The sequence below is a fragment of the Streptomyces caeruleatus genome, from assembly GCF_001514235.1.
GTDB classification, from domain to species: Bacteria; Actinomycetota; Actinomycetes; order Streptomycetales; family Streptomycetaceae; genus Streptomyces; species Streptomyces caeruleatus.
Map to the genome: position 1 here is coordinate 158,549 of NZ_KQ948936.1, position 19,705 is coordinate 178,253.

The following is a 19,705-nucleotide window of genomic DNA, read 5'->3' on the forward strand; positions in this document are numbered from 1 at the left end:
CCATGGCGCCCGGTTCCCTGATCACCCGTCCGGGACAGGTGCAGTACGGCGAGCTGCTGCTCGGCGCGGGCACCCCGTACCGGTGGCGTGGCATCACAGGGTGGGAGGAACTTCCCGCCCTCGACTCCGGAACGGTGCCCCGCAGCGACGCACACGGCGCGTTCCCCGGCGGCCTGCTCGCACAGGCCCGGACGATCGGCCTCGACGGGCTGGTCATCCGGGCCCCGCGGGCGTCCGTCGGCGCGGTCGTCGCCGCCCTCAACCGCGGCACGGTGCCGGTCGAGGACGAGGTACCCCTCGTCGCGTGGCTCGACGACCGCGGGCCCCTGCTCGCGTACGCGCGGGCGACCCGCCGCGCGGTACCGGCGACCCTCGGGTACCGCCTCGGCACGATCACGGGCGGCGCGATCGAGTTCGTGGCGACCGACCCGCGCCGGTACGCCCTCGCCGAGCAGGCCGTCACGGCCAAGCTGCCCGCGCCAGAAAGCGGCCTGACGTGGGACACCGACCCCGAGCAGGTCCTCGACGCCGACCAGGCCGCAGGCGTGGGCGAGCTGTGGCGCTGGTGGTCGGACGGCGACCCCGTCATCGCCGGCAACGGCGTTGGAACCGTCAGCGTTCGCCCCCTGTCCGCCGGCGGCGAACTGGTGTGGACGTCCGAACACGGCGACTTCGGTTGGCCTGTGTCCGTCGGCGCCACGGCAACGTTCACGGCGGCACTCGCCGCCGCACAGGCCGCGACGATCATCCTCCGGTGGTGGGACACGACCGGCGCGTACATCGCCGACTCGACCAGCGACGCCGGCGAGGCCACGTTCACCGCGACCGCGCCGACGGGCGCCGCATGGGTGCAGCCGGTCGTACTGCTGCCCGCCGCCCTCGCCTCGCCCGTCCCGATCAGCACGTCGTCACTGCTGATCGGCTCGCCGTCCGGCGTCCTGTCGTGGCCGCTCGACTTCGGCACGCCAGGCAGCACCGGCACCCTGTCGGCCGTCAACGTCGGCGACGCCGCAACACATCCCGTGATCGAGTTCCGGGGGCCGGTCGAACGGCCGTCGCTCACCAACGTGAGCACAGGCGACGTACTCGAATACGACCTCCCGCTCACCGCCGAGGACGTGCTCACCGTCGACACCGCGGCGGGCACCGTGACCCTCAACGCGACCGCCTCGCGGATCTACACCGCGACCCCCCGATCGGTGCCCGAGCAGACGTTCACGCTCCCGCCGGGGGCGTCTCAACTGCACTTCCGTGCCGCGCCAGGCAGCACCGACCCCACCGCGAACGCGACCGTGCGCTACCGCTCGGCCTACTGGTAAGGAGACACCCCCCGTGACCGTGCGCTCGGCATGGCTGCTGCCCCAGGGACAGACCCGCGAAGACACCCGCCTGACCCCCGTATCGCCCGTCGCCCACGAGTCGCCGATGCGCGTCCGTGACGGCGTCATCCCCGGCGGCGACCCGTTCGCCGCGACCGGCACCGCCGCAATGCAACTCCAGATCGGTGCCGGACGCGCGTACGTACAGGGCACCGACGCGCAGGGCGCGTACCCCGTCGCCAACGACGGCCCCGTGACCCTGACGTTTCCCGACGGCGACGCACAGTTCGCCCGGATCGTTTCCGTGGCGATCAGGGTGTACGACGCCCTGTTCGACGTCCAGGGGCAGAACCTCGCCCGTCTCGAACTCGTCCTCGGCGAACCGGCGGCGACCCCGACCGCACCGGCCATGCCCTCGGCCTGTCTGCGCCTGTGGGACGTGACCGTGCCCCCGGGCGCTTCGGCGGGCGCGGGCGGTATCCCCTGGGCGTCCGCCCTGGGCGACCGGCGCCGGTACACCACGGCCGCGGGCGGGATCATCCCGCGCGGGTGGGGACTCGGGTTCGGCGGCGCGTACGACGGCCAGTACCGCGACAACGGCAGCGTGTTGGAGCGCTGGAACGCGACCGCGGGTGAGTGGCAGACCTACCGCGCGCCCCGTCAGACGGAGTCGACCACGTCCGGGTTCGTCGTCTCCTCCGGCTACACGCTGAACAGCTTCACCGCGCGCCGCAACCCGAACGCGGGCGTGGCTTCCTTCCTGCTCGAAGTCGTCCGCAAGGGCGCTCAGCTCAACGTGGACGCCGCGGGCAACATCAACGACGAAGTGATCGGCACCCTGCCGAGCGGGTGGCGGCCGGTCATGGACGCCGAAGTGTCCGTGTCGGACGGGTTCGGCGAGGGCACCGCCCGCCTCAGCACCGCAGGCACGATCACCCTCCGCACGTGGACCGGAAACGGCGCGCTGCGCAACGACCGCAATCTACGGGCGTCGTACACGTTCCTGCTGCCGTGACGGGGGGTGTCCGTGCCCATCGCGCCCCCGTACCGGGTCCTGTTCTGTGATCTGCGCTCCGACCAGCTGCTCGACGCCCTGCCCGTACAGGGCGTGTCCCTCGACGACTACATCGGCAAGACCGGCCGCATGACCGGCACCGTGCCGATCCCGAACCGCGCCATGGCGGAGCGGGCCCGCCGGGCGATCCTGCCCGGACGCACGGGCGTATGGATCGAGCGCGGGCGCGACCTGTGGTGGGGCGGCGTCCTGTGGACGCTCGCCCTCGCCTCGGACAGCCGCGGGCGCCTCGGCGCGCAGATACAGGCCGGCGGGTGGGAAAGCTACCTGTACCGCCGGCTGCTGTACGACACGCAGATCGCCGCCCAGGTCGACCAGTTCGACGTAGCGCGCGGCCTGGTCGACTACGCGCAGAACACGACCGGCGGGAACATCGGCATCACGTACGACACCGACCCGTCCGGCGTCGTACGCGACCGCACGTTCTTGCGCTACGACCTGGCCAGCATCGGCGACCTGCTCGACGACCTTGCCGCCGTCGAGAACGGGTTCGAGTGGCGCATCGCGTCGTTCCGCGACTCCGACGGCCGCCGGGTCAAGCGGTTGCAGCTGGGACACCCGACCATCCGTACCGGGGCGTCCGACGTCGTCCTCGACCACCCCGGCCCCGTCCTGTCCTACACGTGGCCGGTCGACGCAACGGCCAAAGCGAACGCGTGGCAGAGCAGGGGCGCCAGCATCAACAGCAACCAGGCGCAGGACTCGTACCCGCTCATGTCCGAACTGCTGGTCGCCGACGACGATCTCGCGGCCGGTTGGCCCCGCCTCGACGGGACCAGCGATTACACCACCGTCGAGCGACAGGCCACCCTCGACGCGCACGCCCGCGCCGACCATGCCGCCGCCCGCGACCCGGTGCAGATACCCGAGGTCGAGGTGTTGCTCGGCGGCACCATCACGCCCGCCCTGCTCGGCGCCACGGTCCGGCTCCGCATCCGCGACCTGTGGCACCCGACCACGCTCGACGCCCGGTACCGGGTCGTCGGTATGAGCGTCACCCCGCCCGAGCGAGGCCGTCCCGAGACGGCCCGCCTGTTCCTGGAGGTCCCCTAGTGCCGTTCGTCCCACAGGACGTACTCGACCGCATCGCCGCCCTCGAACGCGAGGTACGGCAGCTGCGCGGGCGGGCGCAGATGCGCCCCGCCCTCAACCAGGTGTTGAACGGCGACGTAGTGATCGGCGAGGGCGGGCGCCTGTTCGTCCGCGACCCCGACGGCACCCCCGTGTTCGAGACCGGGCAGAGCCCCGCGGGCGACTACTTCACCCGCATGCGCCGCGACGACGGCGCACGCGCGATCAGCATCGGCGCCAACAGCTACCCCGACGACGACGCCCCCTCTCAGATGGTCCGCGTATGGGACCGGAACCAGAACGTCATCGTCATGGATGACTACTACTCCGACGAATTCCTCGGCCGCCCGTGGATGCCGGTACAGCTGCACCCCACCGAACGGCAGGACTACGACGGCACGACGTACCAACCGGCGTGGCTAGGCACCACACCGGCGCACAACGCCGTTCTGTACCTGTCCCTGTCGACCTACGCCAACACGGGCGGGGGACAGGCGCGCGTCGTCCTCTCACATGACGGCGTCGAGACCGAACTCGACGAGTGGGACTGCCCGGCTAACCAGTGGACCGGCCGCACCATCACGCGCCCGCTCGACGGCCTGCGCTTCCTGTCGTACTTCACGCTCCGCGTTGAGCACCGCAACAAGTCGGCCGGGCAGAACGTCGAGACCCGCCTGTATTCCGCGTACACCCGGAACACGTTCACCGAGACCGAGGCGCCCGACGTGCCGGTCACGGCCACCGCGAACGCCGCGACCGCCGAGCCCCTCGCCGCGCCCGTCGAGGAGGTGTAGCGATGCCGCTCCCCGAGCAAATCCCCACTGTCCGTGTGACGGGCCGTTTCCTGTCTCCCGCCGGCGATCCCCTTACGGGACAGGTCGTGTTCCGTGCGCCGAGCCTGATCACGTTCGGCGCGTACGACGTGATCCTCGGCGGGCCCGTCACCGCGCCGCTTGACGCCACGGGCGCGTTCGAGGTCGAGCTACCGGCCACCGACGCGCCCGGCATGAACCCGAGCAGCTGGTCGTACAGCGTCGCCGAACAGCTCGCGGGCGTCGCGATGAACCGCGTTTATCAGGTGTTGCTACCGGCCGATACGCCCGAGGTCGACCTCGCCGACATCGCGCCGACCGACCCCTCGACCCCGACCTACGTCGCCGTACGCGGCGACAGCGCGTACGAGGTCGCCGTCGAGGCCGGGTTCGTGGGCACCGTCGCCCAGTGGCTCGCGTCCCTGGTCGGCGCCCAGGGCGTCAAGGGCGACACCGGAGCGACCGGCCCGCAGGGAGCGCAGGGCGCCCAGGGACCGCAAGGCATCCAGGGACCGGCGGGCGCACCGGGCGTCGTCCAGTCCGTCAACGGCAAGTCACAAGCCGCGGTCGTCCTCGCCGCCGCCGACGTCGGCGCCGTGGCCAACAACGGCGGATACAGCCGCATGGACGGCACGTTGCACGTCGTCTACGCAGGCACTCAGGCCGACGTGTTCAAAGCCTCGGATGCGGCACAGTCGAAGTACACCGCCGTCAACAAGAACGCCGAACTGATCACCAACGCCACCGCCACGTTCACCGACGTGCGAATCGGCGGCACGGGCGGCACCTTCGGCGGAGGAGTCGGCGGCGTCCTCGCGTTCGCCAACGCCGCCACGCCGCCCACGACGAACCCCGCGGGCGCCCTGTTGTGGGCCGAGGGCGGCACGTTGAAGGTACGGCAGGCCGACGGAACCGCGTTCACCCTCGGAGCCGGGGGCGGCACCGCGCCGGTAACGTCCGTCAACACCCGGACCGGCGACGTAGTGCTCGCCGCGGCCGACGTGGGAGCCGAGGCCGCCGGTACGGCCGTCCTGCTCGCCGGAACGCAGACGATCACCGGTTCGAAGACGTTCAGCGCCATACCGTCGAGCAGCGCGGCGCCGACCACCGCGAACCACCTCGCCCGCAAGTCCTACGTAGACGCCGCAGCGTTCGCCGGCGAGTGGTCGCCCGCCGACCACGGCCTCGCCGCGTGGGCATTCGACCCCGCCCTCGGCCAGTCGACCGCCCTGTACCCCGGATCGGGCCCCATCCGCGTGACGGCCGTCATGCTGCGCGCCGCCGTGACGATCAACCGAATCGTGTGGTTCGCGACCGGCTACGCGGGCGGCCTCACAACGGGGTCATGGGCGGCGATCTACAACAGCAGCGGCACCCGCGTTGCGGCGACCGGCGACATGTCGACCGCCGCCTACGAGCCGGCCGAAGTCCACAACGCCGGCGGCGCGACGATCAACTCGCCGTTGACCGCCGCCTACTCCGCGCCCGCCGGTCTGTACTACGTGGCGTGGCGCTTGCAGTACAACACCACGACCGGTGACGGCCCCATGATGCTCGCCGCCGAGTCCGGCGCGGGCGCCCCGCCGAACGTCTTCGGGTACACCGCCGTCCGCCGGTTCGGTGTCTACTCGACCGGCGCCGCCTCGGCCCCGGCCTCGATCACCGTCGCGAGCATGGAGAACGGCGCGAACCGCTTTTGGGTCGCCCTCGCGTAGCTCGCCGCCCCTTCCTTCCCGTACGCCCGCGCACACCGCGCCGGGCGTTTTTTCATGTCTGGAGTAGCCCCGTGGCACGCATGCCCGGCGCCGTCTGGCGCCCGATCACCATCAACCACACCAAGGGCGGGCAGCAGTCCGTACGCGGCGTCGTCGTCCACATCATGGATGGCACGTACGCGGGCACCGACTCGTGGTTCCGCAACGCCAAGGCCAAGGCGTCGAGCCACTTCGGCACCAGCCGAGCGGGCGCCCTGTGTCAGTGGGTCGACACCGCCGACCGCGCGTGGGCCCAGGCCGACGGAAACCGTACGTGGCTGTCCGTCGAGAACGAGGGCCGCGGCGGCGACGCCCTCACCGACGACCAGCTCGACCGCAACGCCGAGGTACTGGCGTGGGCCCACAAGACCTACGGCGTGCCGCTCCAGGTCGCCGACGGCCCCAGCGGTCGCGGCCTCGGCTACCACGCGATGGGCGGTAGCGCGTGGGGGTCGCACCCGTCGTGCCCCGGCTCGCGCGTCGTCGCCCAGCTCGCCGAGATCGTCCGCCGGGCGAAGAACCTCGCGGGCGGCACCGCGCCGAGCGACGACGAGCCCAGCACCTACACGCCGCCGAAGTTCCCGACCGGCCTCGCCCCGAACAAGGCCAAGCCGTCCGCGAAGACGCTACAGCGCGCGCTCAAGGCCGCCGGCTACATGGCCAAGAGCGTGAAGGAGTCCGACAACTACGGCCCACAGACACAGGCCGCCGTCGTCAAGTTCCACAACGCGCACCCGCAGTACCGCGCCGCCAGGGTCACCCGCGACCCGGCCATCGGCCCGCGCGGGTGGGCCGCCCTGTTCCGCCTCGCCTACGGCAAGTAGGCACCCGCCCGCCCCGGCACCACACCGCCGGGGCGGGCCCGCGTCCCCACACACTCCGAAACGAGGAACCCCCCATGAGCCCCGCCAACAAGCGCACCGTACGCACCGTCATTCAGGGCGCCGTCATGTTCGCCGTCGCCCTCCCCGCCATCGTGAACGCGTCCGGCGTCCCCGCCTCCCTGCCATGGGTCGCCGGTGGCCTCGCCGTCGCGGGCGGCCTCGCGCGCGTCATGGCCCTGCCCGCCGTCGAGCAGCTGCTCGACCGAATCGGCCTCGGCCTGGTCGACGACACCGCGCCGGAGGACGCTCCGAAGTGACGACCAACCCCTCGCCGTCGGACCCGGCCGCGGTCGCCCTCGAACTGGAACGCATACGGAGGACGATCGAGGTCGGGCATGCCCGCATCGACGGTGCCCTCGCCCTGCTGGTTCAGCGACACGACCAGACCGACGAGCAGATCAAGGATCACGCCCGACGGCTCGACGACCACGACGTACGCCTCGACGTGATCGAGCGCGGCGAGACCGAGCGCCAGAAGCGCAACGACGCCCGCCTCGACGCCCTCGAACGGGCCCGGTGGCCGCTCCCGTCCATGGCCGCCCTGGTGGGCGTGATCGGCCTCGCACTCACCCTGTGGCAGTTCGCCACCCGAGCATGAGCAACGCCCCCCATACGGCCGTTCGTGGCCGTACGGGGGGCGTCTCTCTGCGTTCGGGCACCGCCTTACGCAGCGGCGACCAGCTCGCGGGCCCGATCGTTGAAGTCGGCGACAAGCCGATGCCCCCCAAAGGGCTGCATGCGCCGCTGTAGATCCTGCACCGCCTCGACGGCCCGCGACGACTTGACCTGTCCCGCGAGCTTGAGCGTTCGCACACCGGCCGAGTGCGCGGCCTCAAGGTCGCGCCGTTGCAGGTGGGACACCGCAAGCGCCGCTTGCGACATCGCGCCTCGGCGGGCCCGTTTCTGCATTTGTGCGTGTTCGATGGACCGGCGGGCGTGCTCCTCGGCCGAAACGGCGTCGCCCAGGTCGCGGAAGGTGTTCGCGTGCTCCCCGTGCAGGTACGCCGGGTCGATGAACGCCGCCCAGTCCGGTTCGCTGTCGAGGTCGACGTGTTCGTGTGCCCGTTCCGATTGGGCGACGGCGTGCGCTGCTGCCGACTTCTCGCCGAGCAGCGCAAGCGCGCGCGCCTCAAGGCACCACAGGTCAGCCAGGCAGGCCGCCGACGTGGTCCTCGACAGACCTTGACGGCCGGCCTGTGCGAGGCGTCGGCCCTCGGCCGGGTCCCCGAGCAACGTCGCTTGATCGGCCATGCCCGCGAGGACGTGCGCACCGAGCGCCGGGTTACGTGATTCCTCGGCGAGGCGTAGCGACTGGATCAAGTAGCGCTGAGCGATGCTGTGTTCGCCGTTGTCGTAGGCCATCCAGCCCAGTAGGTACGTCTGTTCGGCCGCCGCCTCGCACAGTGCGCGCCGCACGTTCTCACCGTGGGCCCGGCGCAACAGCGGGTATACGTGCGCGTTCATGTAGTCGGCGAGCACCAGCCTGCCCGACCCTCCGCCCTGGAAGATGTCCATGCGCTGAAAGGTCGTGAACATGTTCTTCACGGCGGACACGTCCTCAAGACGTACCCGCGGGCCCGGTTCTGGTTCCTGATCAAGGGTGTTCAACAGCCAGTCCCGCGAGGGCCCGACCCCCGCGACGGCCGCAAACGGTGCGGCTGCAAGGAACTTCCGTCGATCCACGTCAGCTCTCCCCAGGTCTGCGACGACTTCCACCGTAGCGGCGTAACTGGGGTTGTACACGAGCGAAGCGTCGATCTCTCCACTGTCGCCGAGCCCGAGATCGTACGTCGTGACCCGAAAGCCGAAGTGGTCCGAGAACACAGCGGCAAGGATGTCCGGGACAGGCGCCCGCGGCGTCTCACCTTGGAGCCAGCACCGAACGCGCGTCGTATCCGGCGAGACCTGGGGTTGATCCCACTGCAACGCCTTTGATTTCACGCGTCGCGCTAACTCCCCGCGAGTCATCCGCGACCGGTCCAGCCATTGAGCGAGCTTGTCGTTCGGCGCCTTCATCCTCAGCCCTCCTGCGACGGGGGGTAGCGAAAACGACACCCTTCGACACCCCCCTCGACGGTACCCCCAACTTCGTTACGCGTGTTGCCTAGTTCGAGGAACCATCCGGCCCGCCAATCGGGCCGTGACAGTCCACCCGTAAGGGGAGACGCATGATCGAACGACAGCGGGACACCACGCCCGCCTGTTGCGCCCCTCCCAGTGGCCCGCCGCCGGTCCTGCTCTTGGAGGGCGAGCCCAAATCAGCCAGTGCGGCACGCGAGTTCGTGCGCGAGTTCGTCCGGTACCACGTCCCGGACGCGTCCGAGGACTACGTCGAAACGGTCGTGTTGGTGGCGTGCGAGATGGTCACCAACTCGATCCGGTACGGCACCGAGCCCGGCGACTCGCTACGGCTCACGCTCGACGCCGATCACATCCGCACCAGAGTGGAGGTACAAGACCCTGTGAGACGCCGACCCCAGCCCCGTCCCGAGTCCCGCGAACGCGACCGCGGACGCGGCCTGATCATCCTCGACGCCCTGTGCGTCGACTGGGGCGTAACCGACGCCCCGTTCGGCAAGACCGTGTGGGCGGAGGTGAAGTCACCATGACGACGCCGCTCGACGTGCCCCCGGGCCCCGGGTTCGTCGCCACGGTGGCCGCCGCGACCGGCATCCACCGCACCGAAGCGGGTGACATCGCCCAGCTGCTCATCACGCACCCCGGACCGCGCCGACCGAACGAGACGCCCGAGAGCGTCGAGTGCGGCATGCGGCGCCTCGCAACCGCGCTGCACCTTGGCCCCGGCGACGAACAGCCACCCGTGATCGGTGCACAGATCATGATCCGGCGTGGGTTCGCCGCCCTCGACTACGGCCACGATCAGTACGTGATGACGATCCCCTCGCCGTCACAGGACTGGTTAGCCCTGCTCGACGTGGGCGCGGTCTGCCGCGTCTGCTTGGTGATCGCTCCCCTCGCCCTCGCGGCCGATCAGGCCGAGACCGACGCGCACATCCGCGAAAGCCTCGCCCGCGGCCTGCTCATGTGGGGAACCACCTACGCCCGTCGCCGGTTCTGACCGACCTTCGACGGACGGGCCGCCCCGAAGTGGATTGGACTCCGGGCCGACCCGCTGGGGCCGAGCGTACCCGGCGCTCCGGTCAGCACACAGCTGACCGGAGCGCCCCCGCCCGGCCCCGCCCAGGTCACACAGCACACCCGCCGCACCACTGCGCAGTTCTGCCCACTTAACGAGGGGAAGACAGGGTGACAACCGCATACCCCGTATCACCGAACACCGTCCTGGCGAACGCGCTCAGCCACGCCGAGGACGTGCTCACGCCCCGAGTCCTCGACGCCGCACCCGAGCGGATCGTGTTCGTCGTCGGGACACAGATCAACGGAGCACCGCACATCGGTACCTCTCTCGTGCAGTCCCTCACTTTCGCCACCGCAGCCCGCATCCGGGGCAAGTTCGGCGTACCGGCCGAGGTCCAGTTCGGCGCCCTCGACAACGCCCCGTACGCCGTCGTCACCGACCACGAGACCGGCCACCGCTACCAGCGGGCATACGCGCAGGCCCTCGGCGAACAGGGCGTCGTCGAGCAGGTCGACAAGCTGTACCGCCCCCTGTTCACCATCCTGTCCGAGCGGCTGAACGTCCCGTACACCGTCGAGACCTACAGTCAGCAGCAGGCTGGCGAGCACTTCCGCCGCACATGGCTGCGCGCGCTCCCCCGCATGGACGCCGCGCGCTGGTGGCTTGCCCCGTCCTCCGGGGTCGCGCACATCCGGGTTCCCTGCCCGAGGCCCGCATGTGGTTGGGCCGAGAAGCACGCCGAGCGGACCCACGTTCAGCACGTCGGCCCCGAGCGGGCGATCGTGTCGGCCGTCTGTCTGCACCACGGCGAGTACGAGGTCAAGATCGACCCGACCGGCGAGGGGTACCTCGACCTTGCCACGCTGTACCGAAACCTGATCAAGGAACTCGCCGTGACTGGCAAGACCGGCACGTTGTACGTGATGGTCAAGGGCGGCGATTGGGTGTTCGGCTCTCAGCTGGTCGACGGCGCCTTACAGGCCCTCGGCCTCACGCAAGGACAGCTGCCCGCCCGCCTGTTCTGCCCGATGATCCTCAGCGACACTGGCGCCAAGCTGTCCAAGTCGCTCATTCGGGAGGGACGCGCGGCCTTGCCCGAGGGCGCCGCCCCTTGGATGCTCGACACTCGGGACTGGCCCGGATCGTTGGCCGAGTACGTCGACCGACTGCTCAGCATGGCCGAGGTCGTCCTGTCCGACCCCCGGCACTTCTTCCGTTCGTACTCCGCCGGCGAACTCAGCCGGATGATGACCGCACCAACACCTAGGAGCGTTTCCGCCCCATGACGGACACCGCCGCTCGCGTCCGCGAGCTGAACCTCTACCGGCGATACTTCGACCTGGTCGCCGCAGGCGAGAAGACGACAGAGGTACGGGTCAAGTACCCGCACCTCGCCGACCTCGCCGCGGGCGACGTGATCCGATTCCGGATCAAGGGCACCGACGAGACATGCGACGTGCGCGTACGGCAGGTCACCGAGTACCCCGATTTCGAGGCCCTGCTCGACGGCGAGGGACCGGCGAACGTCAACCCGACAGCGACCCGCGAGGAACAGCTCGCCAACATCCGCACCATCTACCCGCCCGAAAAGGAAGCGCTCGGCGCTCTGGCAATCAAGATCGAACTACTCGCCCCCTGACGGCCGCGCCGCCCCTGTCCCCCGCGGGGGCGGCGCGGTCCCCTGAGCACACGACGGCCCCGGTTCCTCCGAAAGAGGTACCGGGGCCGTCGCCTGTCTCCTCGCGGCCCACTTGCTTTACACGTCTCGTCCAGGAAGAGGACGCCCCGGTGGGACAGGGACACCGCGCCGGGCCGCGCGATGCCCTGCCCGCCGCCGACGAGCGCCTGCATGGTCGCCGAGTGGTGCGGGGCGCAGTAGGGCGCGACGTCGATCAGGGGCTTGCCCGGGGGCAGCAGTCCCGCCACCGAGTGCACCGCCGTGACCTCCAGTGACTCCTCTCTGGCGAGCCGGGGCAGGATGGCCGGCAGTCGCTCCGCGAGCATCGTCTTGCCGGCGCCTGGCGGCCCTTCCAGGAACAGGTGGTGCCCGCCGGCCGCGGCGACCTCCACGGCCGTGCGCGCCGACATCTGGCCCACCACGTCGGCCAGGTCGTGCCCGTGGTCGGGCTGGGCGGCGCCCATGCTGTGGATGCCCGTGGCCGCGCCCGTCCCCGGCACGCGCAGTCCCGCGAGCAGCGGATCGGGGCGGCCCTGGTCGTCGGGTTCCTCGTCGGGTACGGGTTCGTCCGCGAGGACGGCGATGAGCTGGCGCAGGCTGCGCACGCCCAGGACGGAGACGCCCGGGACCAGCGAGGCCTCGGCCGCGGCGCACTCCGGCACGACGACCTGCTCGTAACCGGCGTCCGCAGCCGCCAGCACCGCGGGCAGGATGCCCCGTACGGGGCGCACCCGTCCGTCCAGGCCCAGCTCGCCGATCATCACGATGTCGGCGAGGACCTTGGGATCGATCCGCTCGGAGGCGCCGAGGACGGCGCACGCGACGGCCAGGTCGAAGCCGCTGCCGGCCTTGGGCACCGATGCCGGGCTGAGTCCGACGGTGAGCTTCTTCTGCGGCCACTCGCCGCCCGAGTTGACGACGGCCGCCCGCACCCGGTCCCGGCTCTCCGTAAGGCTCTTGTCCGGCAGCCCCACCAGCGTGAACGCCGCGACCCCCGGCTCCAGGTCGGCCTGGACCTCGACCACGACGCCTTCGACTCCCACGAGGGCCACCGAGCATGTCCGTGCGAACCCCATGTCAGGCCACCCCCCGCGCGTGCTCGACCACGGGCGCGCCGCGGTCGGGCAGGACGATGCCGACCAGGTCGATGCGGACGCCTCCGGGTGGGGCACCGCCGTGCGCGTGGATCCAGTGCTCCGCGAGGCCCCGCAGGCGCTGCGCCTTCTCGGGGGTCACCGCGGCCATCGGATGCTCGTAGCCGCTGGTCCTGCGGGTCTTCACCTCGCACACGACCAGCGTGTCGCCGTCCCTGGCGACGATGTCGATCTCTCCGGTCCTGCCACAGCGCCAGTTGCGCTCCAGAACCGTCATTCCGGCCTCGGCCAACCGCCGCGCGGCCAGATCCTCGCCGTACCTGCCGAGTGCACTGCGTGCGTTCATGTCGGCACCACCTCCGGCGCCAACGATGAGGGCAGCTCAGCGAGCTATTGGATCTTGGTGGACAAGTCCGCGACTGTGGATATCTCCCTCACCCCTGCGGGTGAAGGTCACCGGGCGTCATCCACCCGGAAGCTCGAGGTCGCTCTTGTTCAGCTCCTCGATGTTCACGTCCTTGAAGGTGAGCACACGAACCTGCTTCACGAACCGCGCCGGCCGGTACATGTCCCACACCCAGGCGTCCGCCATGGACACCTCGAAGAACACCTCGCCCTGAACCGAGTGCACCTGCATCTCGTAGTCGTTGGTCAGGTAGAAGCGGCGCTCGGTCTCGATCACATACTTGAACAGACCGACGACATCGCGGTACTCCCGATAGAGCTTGAGCTCCATCTCGGTCTCGTACTTTTCGAGGTCCTCGGCGCTCATGGCATGTTCCCCTTCAGCCGTGCGATCCCACCATTGTGCGCCAGTCCCGTCAGCACCTAGACAATTTCGGGGTCAAGGGTGACGGACCGGGCAGGGGGACCTTCGTCGAGCAGTGTCCGCAGCAACTCGGCGAGTCTGGTCGGATACACCGTCTCATGTGCCTGGGCAAGTTCCTCACACGTCCACCAGCGCGCTCCGGCGACGCTGCGCCGCTCCAGTTCGGTGAGCGCCACGGCCCGGGTCTCCGTCTGCGTCGTACGGGCCAGGTAGTACCACTCGTCCTGGTCCCAGCGCCGCCCCGCGAACGGGAACGAACAAATCCGCCGCCACAGCACGGGGCCGAGCTCGACCTCCGTGATACCGGTCTCCTCGGCGAGTTCCCGCAGCGCGGCCTGCGCACGGCTCTCGTCGCCCTCGACGCCGCCGCCCGGGGTGAACCACCAGTCGTCGGCGGGATCCTCCGGCTCATGGCCGTGCAGCAGCAGGATGCGGTCCCGCGGGTCCAGGAGGACGACCCGGGCCACCTTGCGCAGCCCACCCTCGTAGGAGTCGCCGTAAGGGTTCGTGCCCATGTCCGTCGGCTCAGCGGACACTCGCGGCCTCCGGGCCCGGCCGGGCCCGCTTGCTCCGCCGGTTCGCGATCGGGCCGTACGCACCGCCGCCCAGGACGAGTACCCCGCCCACGACGATCAGCACGACCATCGTCCGCAGCGGACCCGGCGACGACAGCGCGCCGAGCTGTTCGAAGCTCGTGGGGCGCTCCAGCATGCCGTCCATGGGCCAGACGACGGCGTCCACCCGGGCCGACACCGCGCCGCGCGCGACGGTGCCGCGGGCGGCGTCCGTGAGGTGGGCCGTGGAGTCCAGGGAGCCGCTGCGCTCGTCGCCGAGCAGGAAGAGCCTGCCCTTGGGGACCGTCACCGTGGGGAAGTTCTGGAGGTCTTCCAGGCCGTCCTTGGCCAGGTACGGCTCGTCGATCTGCTTGCCGTTGACGGTCAGCTTGCCGTCCGTGCAGCAGGCCACCGTGTCGCCGCCGATCGCGACCACGCGCTTGACGACGGGCGCGTTGCTCACCCAGGTCTTGTCGGTGAAGACGACGACATCGCCCCGGCGTATCTCGCCGCCGTCGACGCGCTGGGCCAGCACCCGGTCGCCCGCACCGATCGTCGGCGCCATCGAACTGGTGGGCACGGTGTACGGCCGGTAGATCACCGCTCCCCAGACGAATCCGCCCAGGAACAGCACCAGGCCCAGCGCCACGGCCAGCCCGGACAACCGCTGTCCGGTCCGGCTGCCCGCCGGGCCACTGCTCGCGCCACCGCTACGCGGCGCCGTACGTGTCGTGCTCTCGCCACCCATGGGTCCGCACCCTACCCGGCGGTACCGACACCGGGCAGCCCCTCCCGAGACCCCTGGGTCACAGGCTCGGCAAAGCTTTTCCAAGCTCCCGGCACCGGGCGGGGCGCGAGGCCCGCGCCGCTCCCGGAAGGTGCTCAGCCCGTCAGCGGGTCTCGGCCGCCTTGATCCGGCGCCGACGCCACACCACCAGCGGCACCGCGCCGGCCAGGGCGAGCCCCTGCGGCGCGACCGTCAGGGCCGCGGACCGGGCGCTCAGGTTCTGCTCGAAGGTGTCCGGAACCGGCAGGTTGTCCCAGCGGTTGATCGGCCAGGCGATCACGATGGCGCGGCCGACGACCTCGTCGACGGGGACCATGCCGTGGTTCTTGTCGGCCTGGTTGTAGCGGGAGTCCCGGGAGTTCTGCCGGTGGTCGCCCATGACCCAGATGAAGCCCTCGGGCACCTTGACCTTGAACTGGCCGCCCTGGTCGTCCTGGCTGCACGGCGTGTTCCCGGGGTAGACGTAGGACGCCTCGCTCAGTGCCTTGCCGTTGACCTTCAGCGGGCCGGTGCCCTCGCACTCGATCGTGTCGCCGCCGACGCCGATGACACGCTTGATGAGGTCCTTCTCCTCCGCCGACGGCATCAGGCCGATCCAGCTGAGGAAGGTCTGCAGGGCGTTCGGGTCGGGAGTGGGCTCGCCGGCCAGCCAGTTGTCGGGGTCGTGGAACACGACGACCTCGCCGCGCTCGGGCTCCGAGCCGAACCAGGGGGTGAGCTTGTCCACCAGGACGCGGTCACCCTGCTGGAGGGTGTTCTGCATCGAGTCGGACGGGATAGAGAACGCCTGCACCAGGAACGTCTTGATCAGCAGCGCGAGGACAAGCGCGATGCCGATGAGAATGGGCAGCTCCTTCCAGAAGGAACGCTGCTTCTTCGGCTTGGGGACCGCTCCCGACCCCTCACCGCCGGTCGGGGGCTGCCCACCCGACCCTCCTGCCTCGCCGTCCCCTCCGGAGTCATTCCCGGAGGTCACGGCGCCGTCCGCGGCCGGGTCGGCGGCGCCCACGGGACGTCCGCGGTGCTCCTCGCCGTCGTGCCCGGACCGTGCGCCAACCGCCACATCCCCCACGCCAACTCCTTACTCTGTGCCGCTGCCTGCCCCATGCGCGGCGCAGGCCCACCACTCCCATAACGAGCGGGAGTTCCGCAGGGGTCGGGAGTTGGATCGTTCCGTTCGAATCGTCGGAGGCAACCCTATGCGACAGCGGGTCGGAGGCGGTCGACCCGGTCGCCGAGTCGGACACGGAAGCGTAGGTATTCGGCTCGTCCAGGGTGCTCCAGTGGCCGAAGGGCCAGGCGATCCACATGGCGCGGCCGACCACCTCGTCCTCGGAGACCGTGCCGCCGTAGTCCTGGTCCTGATGTGCCCGGGAGTCCGCGGAGTTGGCCCGGTGGTCGCCCATCACCCAGAGTCGGCCCTGCGGGACCGTGATGTCGAACTGCGCGTTGGAGGGCGCGTTGCCGGGGTACAGATAGTCCTCGTTCAGGGGTACGCCGTTGACGGTGACCCGGCCCTGTGAGTCACAGCACTTGACGCGGTCTCCGCCGACGCCGACGACGCGCTTGATGAGGTCCTTCTCGTCGTCGGACGGCAGCAGGCCGATGAAGGTGAGTGCCTCCTTGACCTGCTTGACGACGACGGGGTCCTCCTTCTTCACCGTCGTCTGCTCGTCCTGGAGCCAGCCGCCGGGGTCCTTGAAGACAACGACGTCCCCGCGCTGCGGCTTGGAGCCGAACCAGGGGGTGAGCTTGTCGACCAGGACGCGGTCGCCGATCTGGATCGTCTGCTCCATGGAGCCGGACGGGATCACGAAGGCCTGCACGAGGAAGGTCTTCAGGACGAGCGCTATGAGGACGGCGACGCCGACGAGGAGGGGTATCTCCTTCATCGCGGAGCGCCTGCGGCGCCGCTTGACCTTGCGCTGGAGCTTGCGCCGCTCCGCGCGTGTACGACCGCCCGCGGGGCTGGCGGCACGCCGGGAACCGGTGGGCAGCAGATTGTCGGCGGCACTGCTGGGTACGCCACGCGGCTTGCCACGATTACCCATGCATGCCCTCCGCTGCGGCTGCGGGCACGCGCGCGTAGGCGTCCGGACGGTGCAGTCGGGTCCAGTGGGCGGCCGGCCACACGATCCAGTCGGCGCGGCCGATGACGTCGTCGACCGGGACCATCCCGCCGCCGGGCGAGCCCAGATGGTCACGGGAGTCGCTGGACGTGCTGCGGTGGTCGCCGAGGACGAACAGCCTGCCGTCGGGCACGAGGAGGTCGAAACGCACCGTGGAGGGGGTGTCTCCGGGGAACAGGAACGTCGACTCGTCGACCGACCGGCCGTTCACCTGGATCCTCCCCTCCTTGTCACAGCAGACCACGTGGTCTCCCCCCACACCCACAACGCGTTTGATGTAGTCGGCATCCCCGAAATACCCAGTTCCATCGAACACGACAACATCACCGCGCCGCGGTTCGGCACCGAAACGGTACGCCAACTTATTTACGAGAACGCGGTCGCCGATCCTCAATCCGGACTCCATGGATCCGCTGGGAATCTCGAACGGCCGTAGCACGAACGTGTTGAGCAGCAGCAGAAGGACCAGGAAGACGAGCAGGGTCAGGCTGATCCGCCCGCCCGGGAGCCACTCGGTGAACCGCGACACCAACGCGAAACGCGACCGTCCCTCCTGCCCCTCGGTGTCCGAGATCTCCTCGGAGTCGGAAGGGCGGGAGGAGCGGTCGCGCTCCGTCTGCTGTGCTTCGGTGTCCATCGGAGCCAGATGTTATCCGGCCCCGCTTTGGACCCCGCGGGGGCGAGCCCCCGAAAGCGCTCAGTTGTCGCGCTTCTCCTTGATCTTCGCCGCCTTGCCGCGCAGGTCACGCAGGTAGTACAGCTTGGCGCGACGCACGTCACCGCGGGTGACGAGCTCGATCTTCTCGACGATCGGGGTGTGCACCGGGAAGGTGCGCTCGACGCCGACGGAGAACGAGACCTTGCGGACCGTGAAGGTCTCGCGGACACCGGCGCCCTGGCGGCGGATCACAACGCCCTTGAACTGCTGCACACGGGAGCGGTTGCCCTCGATGACGCGGACGTGGACGTTGACCGTGTCGCCCGGGCGGAAGGCCGGGACGTCGCTGCGCAGCGACGCGGCGTCGACGGTGTCGAGCAGGTGAGACATTTCGTCTGCTTTCTTCGCCCATGCCACAGGTCATAGGCGGTAGCTAGGTGTTTCGAAGGATGCTGTCCGTGCCGGGGCGGGCGTCGTGTCCCCCTGTGGCAGGGGCGCACGCCGGACGACGCACAACAGCGACCTATTCTTCCACGCCCTCGGTCCTGCGCCAAAATCGACCGAAGCGCTCCCCCTCCGGGTCGGGCATCCAGCCCAGGATGGAGAGCATCTCGCGGTCCTTCTTGTCGAAGGCCTTGGGGTCGCAGCGCTCGATCAGGTCGGGCCGGTTGGCCGTCGTACGCCGCAGGGCCTCGTCCCGGCGCCAGCGGGCGATCTTGCCGTGGTGGCCGCTGAGCAGCACGTCGGGGATGTCCCGGCCGCGCCACTCGGGCGGCTTGGTGTAGACGGGGCCTTCAAGAAGGTTGGCCATCGCGCCGGGCGCGAAGGAGTCGTCCCGGTGGGACTCGGCGTTCCCGAGGACGCCGGGCAACAGGCGGGCCACCGCCTCCGTGATGACCAGGACGGCCGCCTCGCCGCCGGCGAGGACGTAGTCGCCGATGGACACCTCGTGGACCGGCATCCGGGTCGCGTACTCGTCGATGACCCGGCGGTCGATGCCCTCGTAGCGGGCCGGCGTGAAGATCAGCCAGGGTTGCTCGGAAAGCTCGACGGCGAGTTCCTGGGTGAAGGGGCGCCCGCTGGGCGTGGGCACGATCAGGGCGGGCCCGCCGGAGCCCGTCTCGTAGCCGTCCGCCAGCACGGAGTCCAGCGCGTCGCCCCAGGGGTCGGTCTTCATGACCATGCCGGGTCCGCCGCCGTACGGCGTGTCGTCGACCGTGTTGTGGCGGTCGTACGTCCAGCCGCGGAGGTCGTGCACATGGACGTTCAGCTGTCCACGCGCGCGTGCCTTGCCGACGAGGGAGACGTTCAGGGGCTCCAGGTACTCGGGGAAGATCGTGACGACGTCGAGCCGCATCAGCCCTCGGCCTCCGCGTCGCGCGACGAGGCCACATCGGCCTGGTCGTCGATCAGGCCGGGCGGCGGCGTGATGACGGCCCGCTGCTCCTCCAGGTCGATCTCGGTGACGATCTCCGAGACGAAGGGGATCATCACCTCGCTCCCGTCGGGCCGCTCGACGATGAAGAGGTCCTGGGAGGGCAGGTGCGAGATCTCGGTGATACGACCGACCTCGACCCCGTCCGCGGTCACCACGTCCAGGTCCATGAGCTGGTGGTCGTAGTACTCGTCCTCTTCCTCGGGCAGCTCGTCCGGGTCGATCTCGGCGATGAGGAGGGTGTTGCGCAGCGCCTCGGCGCCGGTGCGGTCCTTGACCCCCTCGAAGCGCAGGAGGAGCCGGCCGCTGTGGACCCGGCCGGTCTCGATGGTGAGCGGCCCGGTGGCGGCCGGGTCGGTGGCCAGGACGGCGCCGGGGGCGAGCCGCAGTTCCGGCTCGTCGGTACGGACCTCGACGGTGACCTCGCCCTTGATGCCGTGGGCGCGGCCGATCCGTGCGACTACCAGCTGCACGAGTTCAGATCTCCTGTCGTACGACTACGGGCCGGGGACGGCCCAGTGGCCTT

At 70.2% G+C, this 19,705-nt stretch carries 23 protein-coding genes and 1 pseudogene; 12 read left to right on the plus strand and 12 right to left on the minus strand.

The genetic code is table 11. The annotated features are described in order from the left end of the window. Positions 1-2: 2 nt before the first annotated feature. The 8 genes from AQJ67_RS49730 (at position 3) to AQJ67_RS33765 (ending at position 7,513) form a co-directional block, all read left to right on the plus strand. The gene (locus AQJ67_RS49730; protein ID WP_062723156.1) at positions 3-1,319 is read left to right on the plus strand and encodes a phage distal tail protein; all 1,317 of its coding nucleotides are present in this window, start codon (positions 3-5) and stop codon (positions 1,317-1,319) included. Between the two features lie 13 nt (positions 1,320-1,332). Beyond that, positions 1,333-2,334 (plus strand): hypothetical protein, encoded by a 1,002-nt coding sequence (locus AQJ67_RS33730; RefSeq protein ID WP_062723157.1) that lies wholly within the window; start codon positions 1,333-1,335, stop codon positions 2,332-2,334. A 6-nt stretch (positions 2,335-2,340) separates the two neighbouring features. Next, positions 2,341-3,447, plus strand: coding sequence for a hypothetical protein (locus AQJ67_RS33735; protein WP_062723158.1), 1,107 nt, complete (start codon positions 2,341-2,343; stop codon positions 3,445-3,447). Beyond that, a complete protein-coding gene (locus AQJ67_RS33740; protein ID WP_062723159.1) occupies positions 3,447-4,259 on the plus strand; it encodes a hypothetical protein in 813 nt (270 codons plus the stop codon). Before AQJ67_RS33735 ends, AQJ67_RS33740 begins: the two co-directional genes overlap by 1 nt. An 86-nt stretch (positions 4,260-4,345) precedes the next feature. After that, positions 4,346-5,992 carry a collagen-like triple helix repeat-containing protein gene (locus tag AQJ67_RS50270; RefSeq protein ID WP_159058878.1) on the plus strand — a complete coding sequence of 549 codons (1,647 nt, stop codon included), beginning with the start codon at positions 4,346-4,348 and terminating at the stop codon, positions 5,990-5,992. 80 nt (positions 5,993-6,072) lie between these two features. After that, positions 6,073-6,855 carry a peptidoglycan recognition protein family protein gene (locus tag AQJ67_RS49740; protein ID WP_244190666.1) on the plus strand — a complete coding sequence of 261 codons (783 nt, stop codon included), beginning with the start codon at positions 6,073-6,075 and terminating at the stop codon, positions 6,853-6,855. Between the two features lie 74 nt (positions 6,856-6,929). Next, positions 6,930-7,172: a hypothetical protein gene (locus AQJ67_RS33760; protein WP_062723161.1), complete on the plus strand. Its 243-nt coding sequence runs from the start codon at positions 6,930-6,932 to the stop codon at positions 7,170-7,172. Then, positions 7,169-7,513: a hypothetical protein gene (locus AQJ67_RS33765; protein ID WP_062723162.1), complete on the plus strand. Its 345-nt coding sequence runs from the start codon at positions 7,169-7,171 to the stop codon at positions 7,511-7,513. Before AQJ67_RS33760 ends, AQJ67_RS33765 begins: the two co-directional genes overlap by 4 nt. A gap of 65 nt (positions 7,514-7,578) precedes the next feature. Here AQJ67_RS33765 and AQJ67_RS33770 read toward each other — a convergent pair whose 3' ends face one another. Then, on the minus strand, positions 7,579-8,931 hold the full coding sequence (locus AQJ67_RS33770; protein ID WP_062723163.1) for an NsdA family TPR-like regulatory protein: 1,353 nt from the start codon (positions 8,929-8,931) through the stop codon (positions 7,579-7,581). Positions 8,932-9,083: 152 nt separating this feature from the next. On the opposite strand from AQJ67_RS33770, the gene AQJ67_RS33775 reads away from it, so the two are divergent. The 4 genes from AQJ67_RS33775 to AQJ67_RS33790 all read left to right on the plus strand — a co-directional run bounded on the left by AQJ67_RS33775 (position 9,084) and on the right by AQJ67_RS33790 (position 11,654). Then, positions 9,084-9,524: an ATP-binding protein gene (locus AQJ67_RS33775; RefSeq protein WP_062723164.1), complete on the plus strand. Its 441-nt coding sequence runs from the start codon at positions 9,084-9,086 to the stop codon at positions 9,522-9,524. Beyond that, positions 9,521-9,994 carry a hypothetical protein gene (locus AQJ67_RS33780; RefSeq protein WP_062723165.1) on the plus strand — a complete coding sequence of 158 codons (474 nt, stop codon included), beginning with the start codon at positions 9,521-9,523 and terminating at the stop codon, positions 9,992-9,994. The genes AQJ67_RS33775 and AQJ67_RS33780 overlap by 4 nt, the downstream gene beginning before the upstream one ends. A gap of 188 nt (positions 9,995-10,182) precedes the next feature. Continuing rightward, the gene (locus AQJ67_RS33785; protein WP_062723166.1) at positions 10,183-11,301 is read left to right on the plus strand and encodes a hypothetical protein; all 1,119 of its coding nucleotides are present in this window, start codon (positions 10,183-10,185) and stop codon (positions 11,299-11,301) included. Then, the gene (locus AQJ67_RS33790; protein WP_062028525.1) at positions 11,298-11,654 is read left to right on the plus strand and encodes an ASCH domain-containing protein; all 357 of its coding nucleotides are present in this window, start codon (positions 11,298-11,300) and stop codon (positions 11,652-11,654) included. The genes AQJ67_RS33785 and AQJ67_RS33790 overlap by 4 nt, the downstream gene beginning before the upstream one ends. 107 nt (positions 11,655-11,761) lie before the next feature. Here AQJ67_RS33790 and AQJ67_RS33795 read toward each other — a convergent pair. From AQJ67_RS33795 to rimM, 11 genes and pseudogenes are all read right to left on the minus strand, one after another. Next, positions 11,762-12,769, minus strand: a pseudogene (locus tag AQJ67_RS33795) (YifB family Mg chelatase-like AAA ATPase); the annotation flags it as partial. A 1-nt stretch (position 12,770) separates the two neighbouring features. Continuing rightward, entirely contained in the window at positions 12,771-13,133 is a 363-nt protein-coding gene (locus AQJ67_RS33800) for a YraN family protein (protein WP_062723167.1), read from the minus strand. A gap of 117 nt (positions 13,134-13,250) precedes the next feature. Beyond that, positions 13,251-13,559, minus strand: coding sequence for a DUF2469 domain-containing protein (locus AQJ67_RS33805; protein ID WP_003965949.1), 309 nt, complete (start codon positions 13,557-13,559; stop codon positions 13,251-13,253). Positions 13,560-13,615: 56 nt separating this feature from the next. After that, positions 13,616-14,131 (minus strand): NUDIX hydrolase, encoded by a 516-nt coding sequence (locus tag AQJ67_RS33810; protein WP_062723269.1) that lies wholly within the window; start codon positions 14,129-14,131, stop codon positions 13,616-13,618. A 10-nt stretch (positions 14,132-14,141) separates the two neighbouring features. After that, a complete protein-coding gene (gene lepB, locus AQJ67_RS33815; protein WP_062723168.1) occupies positions 14,142-14,918 on the minus strand; it encodes a signal peptidase I in 777 nt (258 codons plus the stop codon). 142 nt (positions 14,919-15,060) lie between these two features. Next, the gene (gene lepB, locus AQJ67_RS33820; RefSeq protein ID WP_062723169.1) at positions 15,061-16,029 is read right to left on the minus strand and encodes a signal peptidase I; all 969 of its coding nucleotides are present in this window, start codon (positions 16,027-16,029) and stop codon (positions 15,061-15,063) included. Beyond that, on the minus strand, positions 15,917-17,008 hold the full coding sequence (lepB, locus tag AQJ67_RS33825) for a signal peptidase I (protein WP_062723170.1): 1,092 nt from the start codon (positions 17,006-17,008) through the stop codon (positions 15,917-15,919). Before lepB (AQJ67_RS33825) ends, lepB (AQJ67_RS33820) begins: the two co-directional genes overlap by 113 nt. Then, positions 17,001-17,723: a signal peptidase I gene (gene lepB, locus AQJ67_RS33830; RefSeq protein ID WP_062723171.1), complete on the minus strand. Its 723-nt coding sequence runs from the start codon at positions 17,721-17,723 to the stop codon at positions 17,001-17,003. The genes lepB (AQJ67_RS33825) and lepB (AQJ67_RS33830) overlap by 8 nt, the downstream gene beginning before the upstream one ends. A 60-nt stretch (positions 17,724-17,783) precedes the next feature. After that, positions 17,784-18,134, minus strand: a complete 351-nt coding sequence (rplS, locus tag AQJ67_RS33835) for a 50S ribosomal protein L19 (protein ID WP_062723172.1) — start codon at positions 18,132-18,134, stop codon at positions 17,784-17,786. A 133-nt stretch (positions 18,135-18,267) separates the two neighbouring features. Next, positions 18,268-19,101: a tRNA (guanosine(37)-N1)-methyltransferase TrmD gene (trmD, locus tag AQJ67_RS33840; RefSeq protein ID WP_062723173.1), complete on the minus strand. Its 834-nt coding sequence runs from the start codon at positions 19,099-19,101 to the stop codon at positions 18,268-18,270. Then, a complete protein-coding gene (rimM, locus tag AQJ67_RS33845) occupies positions 19,101-19,652 on the minus strand; it encodes a ribosome maturation factor RimM (RefSeq protein ID WP_062723174.1) in 552 nt (183 codons plus the stop codon). Before rimM ends, trmD begins: the two co-directional genes overlap by 1 nt. Between the last annotated feature and the right edge of the window lie 53 nt (positions 19,653-19,705).